The sequence below is a fragment of the Pantoea sp. X-Soil-ISGK-285 genome (assembly GCF_059730815.1).
On record NZ_AP035938.1, the window covers coordinates 3,653,185 to 3,668,274 of the forward strand.

Sequence of the window (15,090 nt, forward strand, 5' to 3'; positions counted from 1 at the left end):
CCCGATTTGAAATGGATGCTTGTATCGTTAATCACGGCATGTGACGTTTTTTATCTGGCGAATTGACGTACTTTTCTGGAAAAACTTTTGCTCACAATTTCAGCATAAGTTGTTAAATCATTGATATTTAAGCTTAATAAATATGCGCATCGATCATGACCCGGATTTCATTGATCTTTCTTGCTGATTGTTCAAAGTTTGGCCTTTCATCTTCCTGCAAAAATGCGTAATATACGCCGCCTTGCAGACACAGTATGGCCATTCTGACTTCATGCGTATTGGAAACCTCCAGCTGAGAAATCGACTGATTGCAGCACCGATGGCCGGTATTACCGACAGGCCGTTCAGGGCGCTGTGTCACGAAATGGGTGCAGGCATGGCAGTTTCTGAGATGTTGTCTTCAAACCCGGAAGTCTGGGCTAGCGACAAATCTCGATTACGTATGGTTCACAGCGATGAGCCAGGCATTCGCGCCGTGCAAATTGCCGGTTGCGATCCCAGTGAAATGGCGCAAGCTGCACGCATTAATGTTGAGGCTGGTGCACAGGTCATCGACATTAATATGGGATGCCCTGCCAAGAAGGTTAACCGCAAAATGGCGGGTTCAGCCTTGCTGCAATATCCCACCGTGGTGGAGTCAATTCTCTCCGCAGTGGTTAATGCAGTGAATGTGCCGGTTACGCTGAAAATTCGTACTGGCTGGGATCCTGAAAACAGGAACTGTGTCGCGATTGCCCAATTGGCTGAACGCTGCGGTATACAGGCTCTGACGATACATGGTCGCACTCGTGCCTGCCTGTTCAACGGAGAAGCTGAATATGACAGCATTCGGACAGTTAAGCAGAGTGTCTCCATTCCGATTATCGCGAATGGAGACATAACTGACCCGCATAAAGCCAGAGCGGTGCTCGACTATACAGGGGCCGATGCTCTGATGATAGGACGTGCTGCTCAGGGAAGACCGTGGATCTTCCGGGAAATCCAGCATTATCTGGACACTGGGGAGTTGCTTGCCCCGCTGCCGATGGCAGAGGTCAAGCGCTTGCTTGTTTCGCATATACGTGAGCTGCACGACTTTTACGGTTCAGGCAAGGGATACCGTATAGCGCGAAAGCACGTCTCCTGGTATCTGCAGGAGCACGCCCCGAATGACCAGTTTCGGCGCACATTCAACGCCATTGAGGATGCCAGCGAACAGCTGGAGGCGTTGGAGGCATACTTCGAAAATCTTGCGTAACGAAATAAAGAGCTGAAAGAACTATGTTCGAACAACGCGTAAATTCTGACGTACTGACCGTTTCAACCGTTAACTCACAGGATCAGGTAACTCAAAAACCTTTGCGTGATTCGGTTAAACAGGCACTGAAGAACTATTTTGCTCAACTGAATGGTCAGGATGTGAGCGACCTGTATGAGCTGGTTTTGGCTGAAGTCGAGCAGCCTCTGTTGGACATGGTGATGCAGTATACCCGTGGCAATCAGACCCGTGCTGCCCTGATGATGGGTATCAACCGCGGTACGCTGCGTAAGAAATTGAAAAAATACGGCATGAACTGATTTTTAGTTCTGTCTGTAAATCACGCCAGCCTTCGGGCTGGCGTTTTTATTTGTGCGTCGACGCACAAAGCCACGGTAATGATAGTGAAACAGTTTCCGGTAATATGGTAACTGTAGTTGCAATCGCTGGCGTGATATTTCACCCTCTCGCTTTCGCCCGCTGTGATTTGACTTAGTGCCTGCCTTACCCTCACCTCGCTTCACATCCCCGCCACTGCTGGGTATGTGACTTTCTGCGCATTAAAAAGCAACGCAATCTCTTCATACATTTCTGCCTGAGTGAATGCTCACACTGCTCCCACATAGTGAAACTATTTGCACTAAATGTGATCGGGTCGACTCGCATTGCTTCCTTTTGGTGCGCCATATTAGCGGAACTTTCTAAGTGCTTCCGATTATTAACCGTTCTTTCATACGAATTCAGGAACCTGCAAACCTGGCATCAGCTTTGCAGAGTCGTGGATGGCTGACCGCCACAGACAGGAAAAACGCACACTAAAGTGCGCAAACATAACAACATGATCCCGCCACACAGGATGCTTTATGAAAAAGATGATGCTCTCTACGCTGATCGCTGCTGCCTCGCTGGTTGCCGTTGCTCAGCAAGCACACGCAGGCACCACACTGGATGCGATAAAGAAAAAAGGTTTTGTTCAATGTGGTATCAGTGACGGCTTGCCGGGCTTCTCCTATGCAGATGCTGGCGGCAAGTTTACCGGTATCGATGTGGATGTGTGTCGTGCGACGGCTGCCGCTGTGTTTGGTGATGCGACCAAAGTGAAATATACCCCGCTGACCGCGAAAGAGCGTTTTACCGCCCTGCAGTCCGGCGAGGTGGATGTGCTTTCACGTAATACCACCTGGACCTCATCGCGCGATGGCGGCATGGGCTTCCTGTTTGCGGGCGTGAACTATTACGACGGTATCGGCTTCCTGACTCACCAGAAGGCCGGCCTGAAAAGTGCGAAAGAGCTGGATGGTGCCACTGTCTGTATTCAGGCGGGAACCGACACCGAGCTGAACGTAGCGGACTTCTTTAAAGCCAACAAAATGCAATATACGCCTGTGACCTTTGACCGCTCTGATGAATCGGCTAAAGCGCTGGATAGCGGACGTTGCGATACGCTGGCATCTGACCAGTCTCAGCTTTACGCATTACGCATTAAGCTGGGCAAACCGGACGAATTTATTGTTCTGCCCGAAGTGATCTCCAAAGAGCCGCTGGGGCCGTTGGTACGTCGTGGTGATGATGACTGGTTCACCATCGTGAAGTGGTCGCTCTACGCCATGCTGAATGCGGAGGAGATGGGCATCTCCTCGAAGAACGTTGATCAGATGACGGCCAAGCCAACCACACCAGACATGGCACACTTCCTGGGCGCCGAAGGTGATTTTGGTAAGGATCTGAAGCTGGATAACAAGTGGGCCTACAACATCGTCAAGCAGGTGGGTAACTATCAGGAAAGCTTTGACCGTAACGTCGGTAAAGACAGCGCACTGAAGATTGCACGTGGTCAGAATGCGTTGTGGAACCAGGGCGGTATCCAGTACGCACCACCGGTACGTTAACAGACCTCACTAATCGGGCACCCTATTCTGTGGTGCCCTACCCCAGCTTTCGTTACTGAGGTTTCAACATGTCACAACGCCCAACCGTGAAAAGGGATTTTTCATTTGGTAATCCCACGGTTCGCGCCTGGATTTATCAGTTCATCGCCGTCGTCGCGGTGCTTGGTGTGGTGGGTTATCTGGTGCATAACACCATTATTAACCTTGCCAATCGCGGTATTACATCGGGGTTTGGATTTCTTGAGCGCACTGCCGGTTTCGGCATCGTTCAGCATCTGATTGAGTACACTGAGGGAGATACCTACGCGCGCGTGTTTCTGGTCGGATTAACCAACACGCTGCTGGTCTCTACACTCTGTATTGTTTTCGCTTCGATTCTCGGATTCGCGGTCGGTCTTGCCCGCCTTTCTGACAACTGGCTGCTGCGGAAACTCTCGAATATCTATATCGAAACCTTCCGTAATATCCCACCCCTGCTGCAAATCTTCTTCTGGTACTTTGCAGTCTTACGCAATCTGCCGGGCCCACGTCAGGCGCTGAATGCTTTTGACCTGGCATATGTCAGTAATCGCGGACTCTACGTTCCGTGGCCGACCTATGCAGCAGGCAGCTGGCCGTTTGTGATCGCACTGCTTCTGGCCGCGGCTGTGAGCTATGGCCTGTACCGCTTTAACCGTAAACATCAGCTGAAAACCGGTCAGTTACGTCGCACATGGCCCGCTGCCGTTGCGATGCTGATTCTCTTTCCTTTGCTTGCACACCTTGGGTTTGGCCCAGCCACGCACTGGGATGTGCCACAACTGCGCGGTTTCAATTTCCGTGGCGGCTCGGTGATGATACCGGAGCTGGCAGCCCTGACGCTGGCACTGTCGATTTATACGTCGTCGTTTGTTGCTGAAGTGATCCGCTCCGGGATCCAGTCGGTCCCCTATGGTCAGCATGAAGCAGCGCGGTCGCTGGGGCTGCCTAATCCGGTTACGCTGCGCCAGGTGATTATTCCGCAGGCCATGCGCGTCATTATTCCGCCACTAACCAGCCAGTATCTGAACATCGTGAAGAACTCCTCACTCGCCGCCGCTATCGGTTATCCCGATATGGTGTCGCTGTTCGCCGGATCGGTACTGAATCAGACCGGTCAGGCTATCGAGACGATTGCTATCACGATGGGCGTTTACCTGATTATCAGCCTGCTGATATCAATGCTTATGAACTTCTACAACCGCAAAATTGCGCTGGTTGAGCGTTAAGAGAACGGGATAACTATGTCTGTGACTACGCATGAAACGCCCCCCGTCCCGACGACTCTGGTCAGTCGCGCCTGGTTTTGGGCTCGTAAAAACCTGTTTTCCAGCTGGTTTAATACGCTACTGACGCTGTTTTGCATCTGGGTTATCTGGCACGTCATTCCACCCGCGCTGAACTGGCTGGTCTTTCAGGCAAACTGGATCGGCACCACGCGCGCCGATTGCACCAAAGAGGGTGCCTGTTGGGTCTTTATCCATGCTCGTTTCGGCCAGTTCATGTATGGGCTTTACCCGCATGAGTTGCGCTGGCGTATTAACCTGGCGCTGGTGATCGGCCTGCTGTCGATTGTGCCGATGTTCCTGAAGAGCCTGCCGTATCGTGGACGCTACATTGCTGCCTGGGCTGTCATCTATCCGGTGATTGTCTGGTTTCTGCTGTATGGCGGCTATCTGGGGCTGGAACGTGTCGAAACACGTCAATGGGGCGGATTAACGCTGACGCTGATTATTGCGTCAGTGGGTATTGCCGGTGCGCTGCCGCTGGGTATTTTGCTGGCGCTGGGCCGTCGCTCACGCATGCCGGTCGTGCGCACGCTGTCGATTATCTTTATTGAGTTCTGGCGCGGCGTGCCGCTGATTACCGTGCTATTTATGTCATCCGTGATGCTGCCGCTGTTTATGTCTGAAGGCACTAACATCGACAAGCTGGTGCGCGCGCTGGTCGGCGTCATTCTGTTCCAGTCCGCCTATGTGGCAGAGGTGGTTCGCGGTGGCCTGCAGGCACTGCCGAAAGGTCAGTACGAAGCAGCCGAATCTCTGGCGCTGGGCTACTGGAAGACGCAGATGCTGGTTATTCTGCCCCAGGCGCTGAAGCTCACTATTCCCGGCCTGGTCAATACCATCATCGCACTGTTTAAAGATACCAGCCTGGTCATCATCATTGGTCTTTTCGATCTGTTCAGCAGCGTCCAGCAGGCAACGGTCGATCCGACCTGGCTGGGGATGTCGACCGAAGGTTATGTCTTTGCTGCACTGGTCTATTGGATCTTCTGTTTTAGCATGTCGCGCTACAGCCAGTATCTGGAAAAGCGCTTTCACACCGGGCGTACATCGCACTGAGGTTTTACATGACTGACTCTATGACACACTCTTCCGACGCGTTGATGATCTCGCTTGAGAACGTGAATAAATGGTACGGGCAATTCCATGTACTGAAAGACATCAACCTGCAGGTTAAACCCCGTGAACGCATCGTACTGTGCGGACCTTCCGGCTCCGGCAAATCGACGACGATCCGCTGTATCAACCATCTGGAAGAGCATCAGCAGGGCCGCATTGTTGTTGACGGTATCCATCTTAATGATGACGTTCGTAACATTGAGCGCGTGCGCACCGAAGTCGGTATGGTCTTCCAGCACTTCAATCTCTTTCCGCATCTGACCGTACTGCAAAACTGCACGCTGGCACCTTCCTGGGTAAGAAAGATTCCAAAGAAGGAAGCTGATGAGCTGGCCATGCACTATCTGCAACGCGTGCGTATTGCCGAGCATGCACATAAGTTTCCGGGCCAGCTCTCTGGCGGACAGCAGCAGCGTGTCGCCATCGCCCGCTCACTCTGTATGAAGCCCAAAATTATGCTGTTTGATGAGCCCACGTCAGCGCTGGATCCTGAGATGGTTAAAGAGGTGCTGGATACGATGATTGGTCTGGCGGAGGATGGGATGACTATGCTGTGCGTCACCCATGAGATGGGCTTTGCCCGAACGGTGGCTGACCGGGTGATCTTTATGGATCGGGGAGAGATCGTCGAAGTCGCGCCACCGCAGGAGTTTTTTGCGAATCCAAAATCGGAGCGTACCCGGGCGTTTCTATCGCAGGTTATTCACTGATCAGACGTTCAGTTATCTCACTACCCGGCCTGGTGCCGGGTTTTTTTATGGCCTGAACAGCCGCTTTAATATGCTTACTGACCTGTTGCTGTTATGAATAGACAGACAGATACGCTGTGAAGAGGGAGTTTTATCGCGGTTTGCCACAACGAAAAAAGCCCTTCGCATACGCAAAGGGCTCTCTCTTATTTGATGCCTGGCAGTTCCCTACTCTCGCATGGGGAGACCCCACACTACCATCGGCGCTACGGCGTTTCACTTCTGAGTTCGGCATGGGGTCAGGTGGGACCACCGCGCTACAGCCGCCAGGCAAATTCTTTTATTTACCGAACTCGTGTCTTAACTGGTGCTGATACCCAGAGTCGAACTGGGGACCTCACCCTTACCAAGGGTGCGCTCTACCAACTGAGCCATATCAGCACACTAAATTTGAGCCTGGCAGTTCCCTACTCTCGCATGGGGAGACCCCACACTACCATCGGCGCTACGGCGTTTCACTTCTGAGTTCGGCATGGGGTCAGGTGGGACCACCGCGCTAAAGCCGCCAGGCAAATTCTTTGTGCTCTGTCCTGTGTCTTTTGTGCTGATGCTGCGTTGGCCGCCCTCGCGCTACTCCGTCACATACTTCAGTATGCTCCTTCGTATCGCTCGGTTGCCGCCTTGCCTCAGCGCAAAATCCTTCGGACTTCAGTCCGCAGGACACAACTGTATCCGGTTAACAAGCTGAAATTCTGTCTCTCAAAAACGCCTCTGGCGTTGTAAGGTTAAGCCTCACGGGTCATTAGTACCGGTTAGCTCAACGCATCGCTGCGCTTACACACCCGGCCTATCAACGTCGTAGTCTTCAACGTCCCTTCAGGACTCTCAAGGAGTCAGGGAGAACTCATCTCGGGGCAAGTTTCGTGCTTAGATGCTTTCAGCACTTATCTTTTCCGCACTTAGCTACCGGGCAATGCCATTGGCATGACAACCCGAACACCAGTGGTGCGTTCACTCCGGTCCTCTCGTACTAGGAGCAACCCCCCTCAATTCTCCAGCGCCCACGGCAGATAGGGACCGAACTGTCTCACGACGTTCTAAACCCAGCTCGCGTACCACTTTAAACGGCGAACAGCCGTACCCTTGGGACCTACTTCAGCCCCAGGATGTGATGAGCCGACATCGAGGTGCCAAACACCGCCGTCGATATGAACTCTTGGGCGGTATCAGCCTGTTATCCCCGGAGTACCTTTTATCCGTTGAGCGATGGCCCTTCCATTCAGAACCACCGGATCACTATGACCTGCTTTCGCACCTGCTCGAGCCGTCACTCTCGCAGTCAAGCCAGCTTATGCCATTGCACTAACCTCACGATGTCCGACCGTGATTAGCTGACCTTCGTGCTCCTCCGTTACTCTTTAGGAGGAGACCGCCCCAGTCAAACTACCCACCAGACACTGTCCGCAGCCCGGATTACGGGCCTACGTTAGAACATCAAACATTAAAGGGTGGTATTTCAAGGTTGGCTCCACGCAGACTGGCGTCCGCGCTTCAAAGCCTCCCACCTATCCTACACATCAAGGCTCAATGTTCAGTGTCAAGCTGTAGTAAAGGTTCACGGGGTCTTTCCGTCTTGCCGCGGGTACACTGCATCTTCACAGCGAGTTCAATTTCACTGAGTCTCGGGTGGAGACAGCCTGGCCATCATTACGCCATTCGTGCAGGTCGGAACTTACCCGACAAGGAATTTCGCTACCTTAGGACCGTTATAGTTACGGCCGCCGTTTACCGGGGCTTCGATCAAGAGCTTCTCCTTACGGATAACCCCATCAATTAACCTTCCGGCACCGGGCAGGCGTCACACCGTATACGTCCACTTTCGTGTTTGCACAGTGCTGTGTTTTTAATAAACAGTTGCAGCCAGCTGGTATCTTCGACTGGCTTCGGCTCGGGGAGCAGGTCCCTCCACCTACGCGCCAGCGTGCCTTCTCCCGAAGTTACGGCACCATTTTGCCTAGTTCCTTCACCCGAGTTCTCTCAAGCGCCTTGGTATTCTCTACCTGACCACCTGTGTCGGTTTGGGGTACGATTCTGTGTTACCTGATGCTTAGAGGCTTTTCCTGGAAGCTGGGCATTTATCACTTCAGCACCGTAGTGCCTCGTCGTCACGCCTCAGCGTTAACAAGCGTCCGGATTTACCTGGACACTCCGCCTACACGCTTAAACCGGGACAACCGTCGCCCGGCTGATATAGCCTTCTCCGTCCCCCCTTCGCAGTAACACCGAGTACAGGAATATTAACCTGTTTCCCATCGACTACGCCTTTCGGCCTCGCCTTAGGGGTCGACTCACCCTGCTCCGATTAACGTTGAACAGGAACCCTTGGTCTTCCGGCGAGCGGGCTTTTCACCCGCTTTATCGTTACTTATGTCAGCATTCGCACTTCTGATACCTCCAGCATGCCTCACAGCACACCTTCGACGGCTTACAGAACGCTCCCCTACCCAACAACGCATAAGCGTCGCTGCCGCAGCTTCGGTGCATGGTTTAGCCCCGTTACATCTTCCGCGCAGGCCGACTCGACCAGTGAGCTATTACGCTTTCTTTAAATGATGGCTGCTTCTAAGCCAACATCCTGGCTGTCTGTGCCTTCCCACATCGTTTCCCACTTAACCATGACTTTGGGACCTTAGCTGGCGGTCTGGGTTGTTTCCCTCTTCACGACGGACGTTAGCACCCGCCGTGTGTCTCCCGTGATAACATTCTTCGGTATTCGCAGTTTGCATCGGGTTGGTAAGCCGGGATGGCCCCCTAGCCGAAACAGTGCTCTACCCCCGAAGATGAGTTCACGAGGCGCTACCTAAATAGCTTTCGGGGAGAACCAGCTATCTCCCGGTTTGATTGGCCTTTCACCCCCAGCCACAGGTCATCCGCTAATTTTTCAACATTAGTCGGTTCGGTCCTCCAGTTAGTGTTACCCAACCTTCAACCTGCCCATGGCTAGATCACCGGGTTTCGGGTCTATACCCTGCAACTTAACGCCCAGTTAAGACTCGGTTTCCCTGCGGCTCCCCTATACGGTTAACCTTGCTACAGAATATAAGTCGCTGACCCATTATACAAAAGGTACGCAGTCACCCCCATAAAGAAGGCTCCCACTGCTTGTACGTACACGGTTTCAGGTTCTGTTTCACTCCCCTCGCCGGGGTTCTTTTCGCCTTTCCCTCACGGTACTGGTTCACTATCGGTCAGTCAGGAGTATTTAGCCTTGGAGGATGGTCCCCCCATATTCAGACAGGATACCACGTGTCCCGCCTTACTCATCGAGCTCACAGCATGTGTGCTTTTGTGTACGGGAGTATCACCCTGTACCCTGCGACTTTCCAGACGCTTCCACTAACACACAAACTGATTCAGGCTCTGGGCTGCTCCCCGTTCGCTCGCCGCTACTGGGGGAATCTCGGTTGATTTCTTTTCCTCGGGGTACTTAGATGTTTCAGTTCCCCCGGTTCGCCTTGCAGCACTATGTATTCATGCTGCAATGATGCACAGAGTGCACCGGGTTTCCCCATTCGGACATCGACGGCTGTAGCGGTTCATATCACCTTACCGTCGCTTTACGCAGATTAGCACGTCCTTCATCGCCTCTGACTGCCTGGGCATCCACCGTGTACGCTTAGTCGCTTAACCTCACAACCCACAGGCGTTTTACAACGCTGCGAATTGCAAGCATTTGAGAGACTCGAACGCATCGCCAAGTCATTCCTTAATTACGGAGGAATGACGCGCTGCGTCGTTTCAATTTTCAGCTTGTTCCGGATTGTTAAAGAGCAAATATCTCAAACGCGGCCCGGCTGCTTACGCAACCAAATCGGTTTTGAGATACTGTATGGAGACACCTTTCACCTGTCACCAAGCAGGTGGCGTCCCCTAGGGGATTCGAACCCCTGTTGCCGCCGTGAAAGGGCGGAGTCCTAACCGCTAGACGAAGGGGACACAAAAGTGTCACGACTTCGCAGCCGTCCTGCTCATTACTTTTTATCAGACAATCTGTGTGGACACTGCGCGGGAAGGTATCTTCAGGTAAGGAGGTGATCCAACCGCAGGTTCCCCTACGGTTACCTTGTTACGACTTCACCCCAGTCATGAATCACAAAGTGGTAAGCGCCCTCCCGAAGGTTAAGCTACCTACTTCTTTTGCAACCCACTCCCATGGTGTGACGGGCGGTGTGTACAAGGCCCGGGAACGTATTCACCGTGGCATTCTGATCCACGATTACTAGCGATTCCGACTTCACGGAGTCGAGTTGCAGACTCCGATCCGGACTACGACGCACTTTGTGAGGTCCGCTTGCTCTCGCGAGGTCGCTTCTCTTTGTATGCGCCATTGTAGCACGTGTGTAGCCCTACTCGTAAGGGCCATGATGACTTGACGTCATCCCCACCTTCCTCCGGTTTATCACCGGCAGTCTCCTTTGAGTTCCCGACCGAATCGCTGGCAACAAAGGATAAGGGTTGCGCTCGTTGCGGGACTTAACCCAACATTTCACAACACGAGCTGACGACAGCCATGCAGCACCTGTCTCACGGTTCCCGAAGGCACTAAGGCATCTCTGCCAAATTCCGTGGATGTCAAGAGTAGGTAAGGTTCTTCGCGTTGCATCGAATTAAACCACATGCTCCACCGCTTGTGCGGGCCCCCGTCAATTCATTTGAGTTTTAACCTTGCGGCCGTACTCCCCAGGCGGTCGACTTAACGCGTTAGCTCCGGAAGCCACTCCTCAAGGGAACAACCTCCAAGTCGACATCGTTTACGGCGTGGACTACCAGGGTATCTAATCCTGTTTGCTCCCCACGCTTTCGCACCTGAGCGTCAGTCTTTGTCCAGGGGGCCGCCTTCGCCACCGGTATTCCTCCAGATCTCTACGCATTTCACCGCTACACCTGGAATTCTACCCCCCTCTACAAGACTCAAGCCTGCCAGTTTCAAATGCAGTTCCCAGGTTAAGCCCGGGGATTTCACATCTGACTTAACAGACCGCCTGCGTGCGCTTTACGCCCAGTAATTCCGATTAACGCTTGCACCCTCCGTATTACCGCGGCTGCTGGCACGGAGTTAGCCGGTGCTTCTTCTGCGGGTAACGTCAATCGACGCGGTTATTAACCGCATCGCCTTCCTCCCCGCTGAAAGTACTTTACAACCCGAAGGCCTTCTTCATACACGCGGCATGGCTGCATCAGGCTTGCGCCCATTGTGCAATATTCCCCACTGCTGCCTCCCGTAGGAGTCTGGACCGTGTCTCAGTTCCAGTGTGGCTGGTCATCCTCTCAGACCAGCTAGGGATCGTCGCCTAGGTGGGCCATTACCCCGCCTACTAGCTAATCCCATCTGGGTTCATCCGATAGTGAGAGGCCCGAAGGTCCCCCTCTTTGGTCTTGCGACGTTATGCGGTATTAGCCACCGTTTCCAGTGGTTATCCCCCTCTATCGGGCAGATCCCCAGACATTACTCACCCGTCCGCCACTCGTCACCCGAGAGCAAGCTCTCTGTGCTACCGTCCGACTTGCATGTGTTAGGCCTGCCGCCAGCGTTCAATCTGAGCCATGATCAAACTCTTCAATTTAAGTTTGATTTGCTTAAACAAGTTAAGCGGTGCTCATCTGTAAAACGTCATAATGAATTTCATTATGTGTTCACTCGTGAGGCTTGATATTTTTTTACGTCCGGAGACGCTGATATCAATCCTGCGAGTGCCCACACAGATTGTCTGATAAATTGTTAAAGAGCAGTGCGAACAGTGCGTTAGCGTCCTGTCGCGAGGTGGCGTATATTACGCTTTCCTCCTGCAGAGTCAACCTCTATTTCAGAAGTTTTTCTCCGGCGGCGCAGTCTCCTGTGCCTCTCAACCCGCTTCCCGTTGCCGGTGTTCCGTGTCGATGGAGGCGCATTATAGGGATCCCGTTTCAGAGCACAACCCTTTTTTTGGATCTTTTATCTGAACGGTTATAAATGATCCAGATTGATGAGATCGCCAGCGATCCAGGCCAGAATTGGCTTGTCAGCTGCCTGAAATCGCATCAGGCTGCATTGAAAACAGAACAAAGGAGAACATGATGGCTTCCGCCCTACGTCCATATAAAGCCCTTTTCCCGCAAACTGGCCAGCGCGTTATGGTCGATCCAAGCAGTGTTGTGGTCGGTGATGTCATAATGGGGGACGACGTGAGCATCTGGCCGCTGGTTGCGATCAGGGGTGATGTGAATCAGGTCCGCATTGGTGCCCGTACTAATGTACAGGACGGCAGCGTTCTGCACGTTACGCATAAATCAGCGTCTAACCCGCAAGGCTTCCCTCTTATTATTGGCGAGGATGTCACGGTCGGGCATAAAGCGATGTTGCACGGCTGTACCATTGGCGATCGCGTGCTGGTCGGAATGGGATCGATTCTGCTTGATGGCGTAATAGTAGAAGAAGAGGTAATGATTGGTGCCGGAAGTCTGGTGCCGCCAGGTAAAAGACTGGAGAGCGGCTATCTCTATCTGGGTAGTCCGGTCAGGCAGATCAGGCCGCTGAATGACAATGAGAAGGAAGGTTTACGCTATTCCGCTAATAATTATGTCGCCTGGAAAGATGATTACCTGGCGGGAGATAACCAGATCCAGCCCTGAGCATCAATATTATCCTGACGGATAGCCGCTTCGGCCTCATCTTCCAGATCCCAGCGATGGTGCTGAAACAGCGCCATCGCCTCCCCTTCACCAAAACGTGAGGCCAGCGACTTCCCGCTGATTGCACAGGTCAGCCGCATGCCGTTGACCAGCACCGGGAAACAGACCGCGTTCAGTTCAGCATTATAGGTTTCATCATCAGGAAACTGTATCGCCTGATTCATGGCTGCATGGCCTGTTTAAGCTGGGTAATCACCGGTGCGATTTCCGGCATCACACCGTGCCACAGATAGAAGGCATGAGCAGCCTGCCCCACCAGCATGCCCAAACCATCTGCCAGATGAGCCGTGCCCTGCGCCTGACACCAGCGCAGGAAAGGCGTCAGCCCGCTTTGATAAAACATGTCATAACAGCGCACATCAGCATGAATGACTGCTGCAGGTAAAGGAGGGGTTTCGCCATTCACGCCGCTTGAGGTCGCATTAATGATCAGATCAAAGTGCTGATCTGCCAGCTGCTCAAAACCACATGCGCGGATAGTGCCGCTCGCTGCAAACAGGCCAGCCAGCTCTTCCGCCCGCGCGGCGGTACGGTTAACAACAGTGAGTGTCACGCCTGCTGAGAGAAGCGGCAGAATGACCCCACGTGCAGCACCGCCCGCCCCCACCAGCAATACCTTGTCACCAGAGTTGATCATCTTCAGCCGTTCAAGATCGCTTAACAGCCCGATACCATCCGTGTTGTCACCCAGGATCTGCCCATCGCTGAGTTTTTTCACCGTGTTTACCGCGCCGGACAGGGCTGCACGTTCGCTGAGCTGATCGGCAAATTCCCATGCCTGCTGTTTAAAAGGTAACGTCACGTTGGCACCACGACCTCCCTGTTCGAAAAAGGCAGAGAGCGCCTGAGGAAAACCATCAATCGGGGCACAAATCCGACCATAGCGATGTTCAACGCCCGTCTGTTCAGCAAAAGCCTGATGGATCAGCGGAGATTTACTGTGGTTGATCGGATTACCGAAAACGGCGAATTGATCCATGAATTAGCCCTGACGTATAAGTTCGCCGCTGATGACATCGCGGATTTCAGAGGGATTGAGCCGCCCACCTGTTTTTCCCGACAGAACCGGGAACTGCTCACCAAACTGCTGCTTCACTTCTTCAGCCGTTCGGCAGGGAGGCAGGCCTGACAGATTTGCACTGGTTGAGACCAGCGGTTTACCAAATGCGCGGCAAAGGGCCTGCACATCAGGATGGTCACTGACGCGAATGGCCAGTGAATCAAACTGTCCGGTAAGCCAGCGAGGCGTTTGTGGCGGAACGGGTACGACAAAGGTCACCGGGCCGGGCCAGCATGCAAACATCCGCTCACGCTGGATCACAGACAGTTCCCGAGCGGAGATGTAAGGTTCCAGCTGGGTGTAATCAGCCGCAATCAGGATAAGCCCCTTTTCTACCGGACGCTGTTTCAGTGCCAGTAAAGCCATGACGGCAGATTCACTGTCAGGGTCACAGCCCAGACCAAATACGGCTTCAGTAGGATAGGCGATGACCGCCTGTCGATTCAGCTGCTCTAGGCAGGTTTCAAGTGAATCGGCGAGGTGTTGATTTTCCATGGTCTATGAATTCTCTTCAGCAATGGCTTTGCCACAACTTTTACTGGCGCAAAAGCGTTTGATCCCTTGGGCCGTCTTTTTTTCAACTAATAGCGGATACTGGCAATAAGGACAGATTCCGGCAATGGGTGTCAGATTCACAACAAACTGGCAGGCTGGATAGCGATCGCAGGAGTGAAACGTTTTGCCGTAACGGGAGCGCCGCTGAACTAACCGGCCTTCATGGCACTGTGGACAGGCCAGCGAGGTTTCATCTGGTTTGTCGATGGTTTCGGTGTATCCGCATTCCGGATAGAGGCTACAGCCAATGAACATGCCAAATCGCCCCTGCCGCAACACTTTATCCGCACCGCATTCGGGACAGGCGTGGCCTTCCAGCACTTTGACCACATGACCATCGGCCTGACCCTTTAAGGGTCGAATGTAGTCGCATGCCGGGTAGTTCGCGCAGCCCAGAAAAGGACCGTGTTTACCGGAGCGGATAACCAGTTCTGCCCCGCAAGCGGGGCAGGGATCCTGTTTACGCACGGTGAAGAGTGCAGCTTTACTCATAGCGATCAATGCATGA

Annotated in this window: 11 protein-coding genes, 2 tRNA genes and 4 rRNA genes; 7 read left to right on the forward strand and 10 right to left on the reverse strand. The window is 53.1% G+C overall.

Annotated elements, in window-relative coordinates:
- Nucleotides 1-271: 271 nt before the first annotated feature.
- The 6 genes from dusB to AC6I8B_RS17205 all read left to right on the forward strand — a co-directional run bounded on the left by dusB (nucleotide 272) and on the right by AC6I8B_RS17205 (nucleotide 6,259).
- On the forward strand, nucleotides 272-1,237 hold the full coding sequence (gene dusB, locus AC6I8B_RS17180) for a tRNA dihydrouridine synthase DusB (protein ID WP_008925814.1): 966 nt from the start codon (nucleotides 272-274) through the stop codon (nucleotides 1,235-1,237).
- A gap of 23 nt (nucleotides 1,238-1,260) precedes the next feature.
- A complete protein-coding gene (fis, locus tag AC6I8B_RS17185; protein ID WP_003855228.1) occupies nucleotides 1,261-1,557 on the forward strand; it encodes a DNA-binding transcriptional regulator Fis in 297 nt (98 codons plus the stop codon).
- 543 nt (nucleotides 1,558-2,100) lie between these two features.
- Nucleotides 2,101-3,126: an amino acid ABC transporter substrate-binding protein gene (locus AC6I8B_RS17190; protein ID WP_010255984.1), complete on the forward strand. Its 1,026-nt coding sequence runs from the start codon at nucleotides 2,101-2,103 to the stop codon at nucleotides 3,124-3,126.
- A 68-nt stretch (nucleotides 3,127-3,194) separates the two neighbouring features.
- Complete coding sequence (locus AC6I8B_RS17195; protein ID WP_157353806.1) at nucleotides 3,195-4,373, forward strand: amino acid ABC transporter permease; 1,179 nt, start codon at nucleotides 3,195-3,197, stop codon at nucleotides 4,371-4,373.
- A gap of 15 nt (nucleotides 4,374-4,388) precedes the next feature.
- Nucleotides 4,389-5,489 (forward strand): amino acid ABC transporter permease, encoded by a 1,101-nt coding sequence (locus AC6I8B_RS17200; RefSeq protein ID WP_010255980.1) that lies wholly within the window; start codon nucleotides 4,389-4,391, stop codon nucleotides 5,487-5,489.
- An 8-nt stretch (nucleotides 5,490-5,497) separates the two neighbouring features.
- Nucleotides 5,498-6,259, forward strand: coding sequence for an amino acid ABC transporter ATP-binding protein (locus AC6I8B_RS17205; protein WP_010699823.1), 762 nt, complete (start codon nucleotides 5,498-5,500; stop codon nucleotides 6,257-6,259).
- A 194-nt stretch (nucleotides 6,260-6,453) separates the two neighbouring features.
- Here the strand turns inward: AC6I8B_RS17205 and rrf (AC6I8B_RS17210) are convergent.
- From rrf (AC6I8B_RS17210) to AC6I8B_RS17235, 6 genes are all read right to left on the reverse strand, one after another.
- Nucleotides 6,454-6,569 (reverse strand): 5S ribosomal RNA (gene rrf / locus AC6I8B_RS17210).
- 34 nt (nucleotides 6,570-6,603) lie between these two features.
- A tRNA-Thr gene (locus AC6I8B_RS17215) sits at nucleotides 6,604-6,679 on the reverse strand.
- A gap of 13 nt (nucleotides 6,680-6,692) precedes the next feature.
- Nucleotides 6,693-6,808: ribosomal RNA gene (gene rrf, locus AC6I8B_RS17220) — 5S ribosomal RNA — on the reverse strand.
- Between the two features lie 211 nt (nucleotides 6,809-7,019).
- A 23S ribosomal RNA gene (locus AC6I8B_RS17225) occupies nucleotides 7,020-9,928 on the reverse strand.
- A 231-nt stretch (nucleotides 9,929-10,159) separates the two neighbouring features.
- Nucleotides 10,160-10,234 (reverse strand) — tRNA-Glu (locus tag AC6I8B_RS17230).
- A gap of 88 nt (nucleotides 10,235-10,322) precedes the next feature.
- Nucleotides 10,323-11,862: ribosomal RNA gene (locus tag AC6I8B_RS17235) — 16S ribosomal RNA — on the reverse strand.
- The 16S, 23S and 5S rRNA genes sit together here with 2 tRNA genes alongside, the layout of an rRNA operon.
- A gap of 490 nt (nucleotides 11,863-12,352) precedes the next feature.
- Between AC6I8B_RS17235 and AC6I8B_RS17240 the strand changes: the two genes are divergently transcribed.
- A complete protein-coding gene (locus AC6I8B_RS17240; RefSeq protein WP_157353990.1) occupies nucleotides 12,353-12,907 on the forward strand; it encodes a gamma carbonic anhydrase family protein in 555 nt (184 codons plus the stop codon).
- Here the strand turns inward: AC6I8B_RS17240 and AC6I8B_RS17245 are convergent.
- The 4 genes from AC6I8B_RS17245 to AC6I8B_RS17260 are packed head-to-tail and all read right to left on the reverse strand — an operon-like array spanning nucleotide 12,874 to nucleotide 15,074.
- The gene (locus AC6I8B_RS17245; protein WP_033772956.1) at nucleotides 12,874-13,131 is read right to left on the reverse strand and encodes a DUF1488 family protein; all 258 of its coding nucleotides are present in this window, start codon (nucleotides 13,129-13,131) and stop codon (nucleotides 12,874-12,876) included. The two genes, AC6I8B_RS17240 and AC6I8B_RS17245, sit on opposite strands and share 34 nt — an antisense overlap.
- Nucleotides 13,128-13,946, reverse strand: coding sequence for a shikimate dehydrogenase (gene aroE, locus AC6I8B_RS17250; RefSeq protein WP_157353844.1), 819 nt, complete (start codon nucleotides 13,944-13,946; stop codon nucleotides 13,128-13,130). The genes AC6I8B_RS17245 and aroE overlap by 4 nt, the downstream gene beginning before the upstream one ends.
- 3 nt (nucleotides 13,947-13,949) lie before the next feature.
- Nucleotides 13,950-14,522, reverse strand: a complete 573-nt coding sequence (gene tsaC, locus AC6I8B_RS17255) for an L-threonylcarbamoyladenylate synthase type 1 TsaC (protein WP_010252735.1) — start codon at nucleotides 14,520-14,522, stop codon at nucleotides 13,950-13,952.
- A gap of 3 nt (nucleotides 14,523-14,525) precedes the next feature.
- Complete coding sequence (locus AC6I8B_RS17260; RefSeq protein WP_064691125.1) at nucleotides 14,526-15,074, reverse strand: DNA topoisomerase family protein; 549 nt, start codon at nucleotides 15,072-15,074, stop codon at nucleotides 14,526-14,528.
- Nucleotides 15,075-15,090 lie beyond the last annotated feature (16 nt).

Bases quoted from the DNA above. Each gene is read 5' to 3' on its own strand.
- AC6I8B_RS17245 (WP_033772956.1), bottom strand. From the start codon at position 13,131: ATGAATCAGGCGATACAGTTTCCTGATGATGAAACCTATAATGCTGAA.
- AC6I8B_RS17240 (WP_157353990.1), top strand. From the start codon at position 12,353: ATGGCTTCCGCCCTACGTCCATATAAAGCCCTTTTCCCGCAAACTGGC.
- fis (WP_003855228.1), top strand. From the start codon at position 1,261: ATGTTCGAACAACGCGTAAATTCTGACGTACTGACCGTTTCAACCGTT.
- AC6I8B_RS17200 (WP_010255980.1), top strand. From the start codon at position 4,389: ATGTCTGTGACTACGCATGAAACGCCCCCCGTCCCGACGACTCTGGTC.
- aroE (WP_157353844.1), bottom strand. From the start codon at position 13,946: ATGGATCAATTCGCCGTTTTCGGTAATCCGATCAACCACAGTAAATCT.
- tsaC (WP_010252735.1), bottom strand. From the start codon at position 14,522: ATGGAAAATCAACACCTCGCCGATTCACTTGAAACCTGCCTAGAGCAG.
- AC6I8B_RS17195 (WP_157353806.1), top strand. From the start codon at position 3,195: ATGTCACAACGCCCAACCGTGAAAAGGGATTTTTCATTTGGTAATCCC.
- AC6I8B_RS17260 (WP_064691125.1), bottom strand. From the start codon at position 15,074: ATGAGTAAAGCTGCACTCTTCACCGTGCGTAAACAGGATCCCTGCCCC.
- AC6I8B_RS17205 (WP_010699823.1), top strand. From the start codon at position 5,498: ATGACTGACTCTATGACACACTCTTCCGACGCGTTGATGATCTCGCTT.
- dusB (WP_008925814.1), top strand. From the start codon at position 272: ATGCGTATTGGAAACCTCCAGCTGAGAAATCGACTGATTGCAGCACCG.
- AC6I8B_RS17190 (WP_010255984.1), top strand. From the start codon at position 2,101: ATGAAAAAGATGATGCTCTCTACGCTGATCGCTGCTGCCTCGCTGGTT.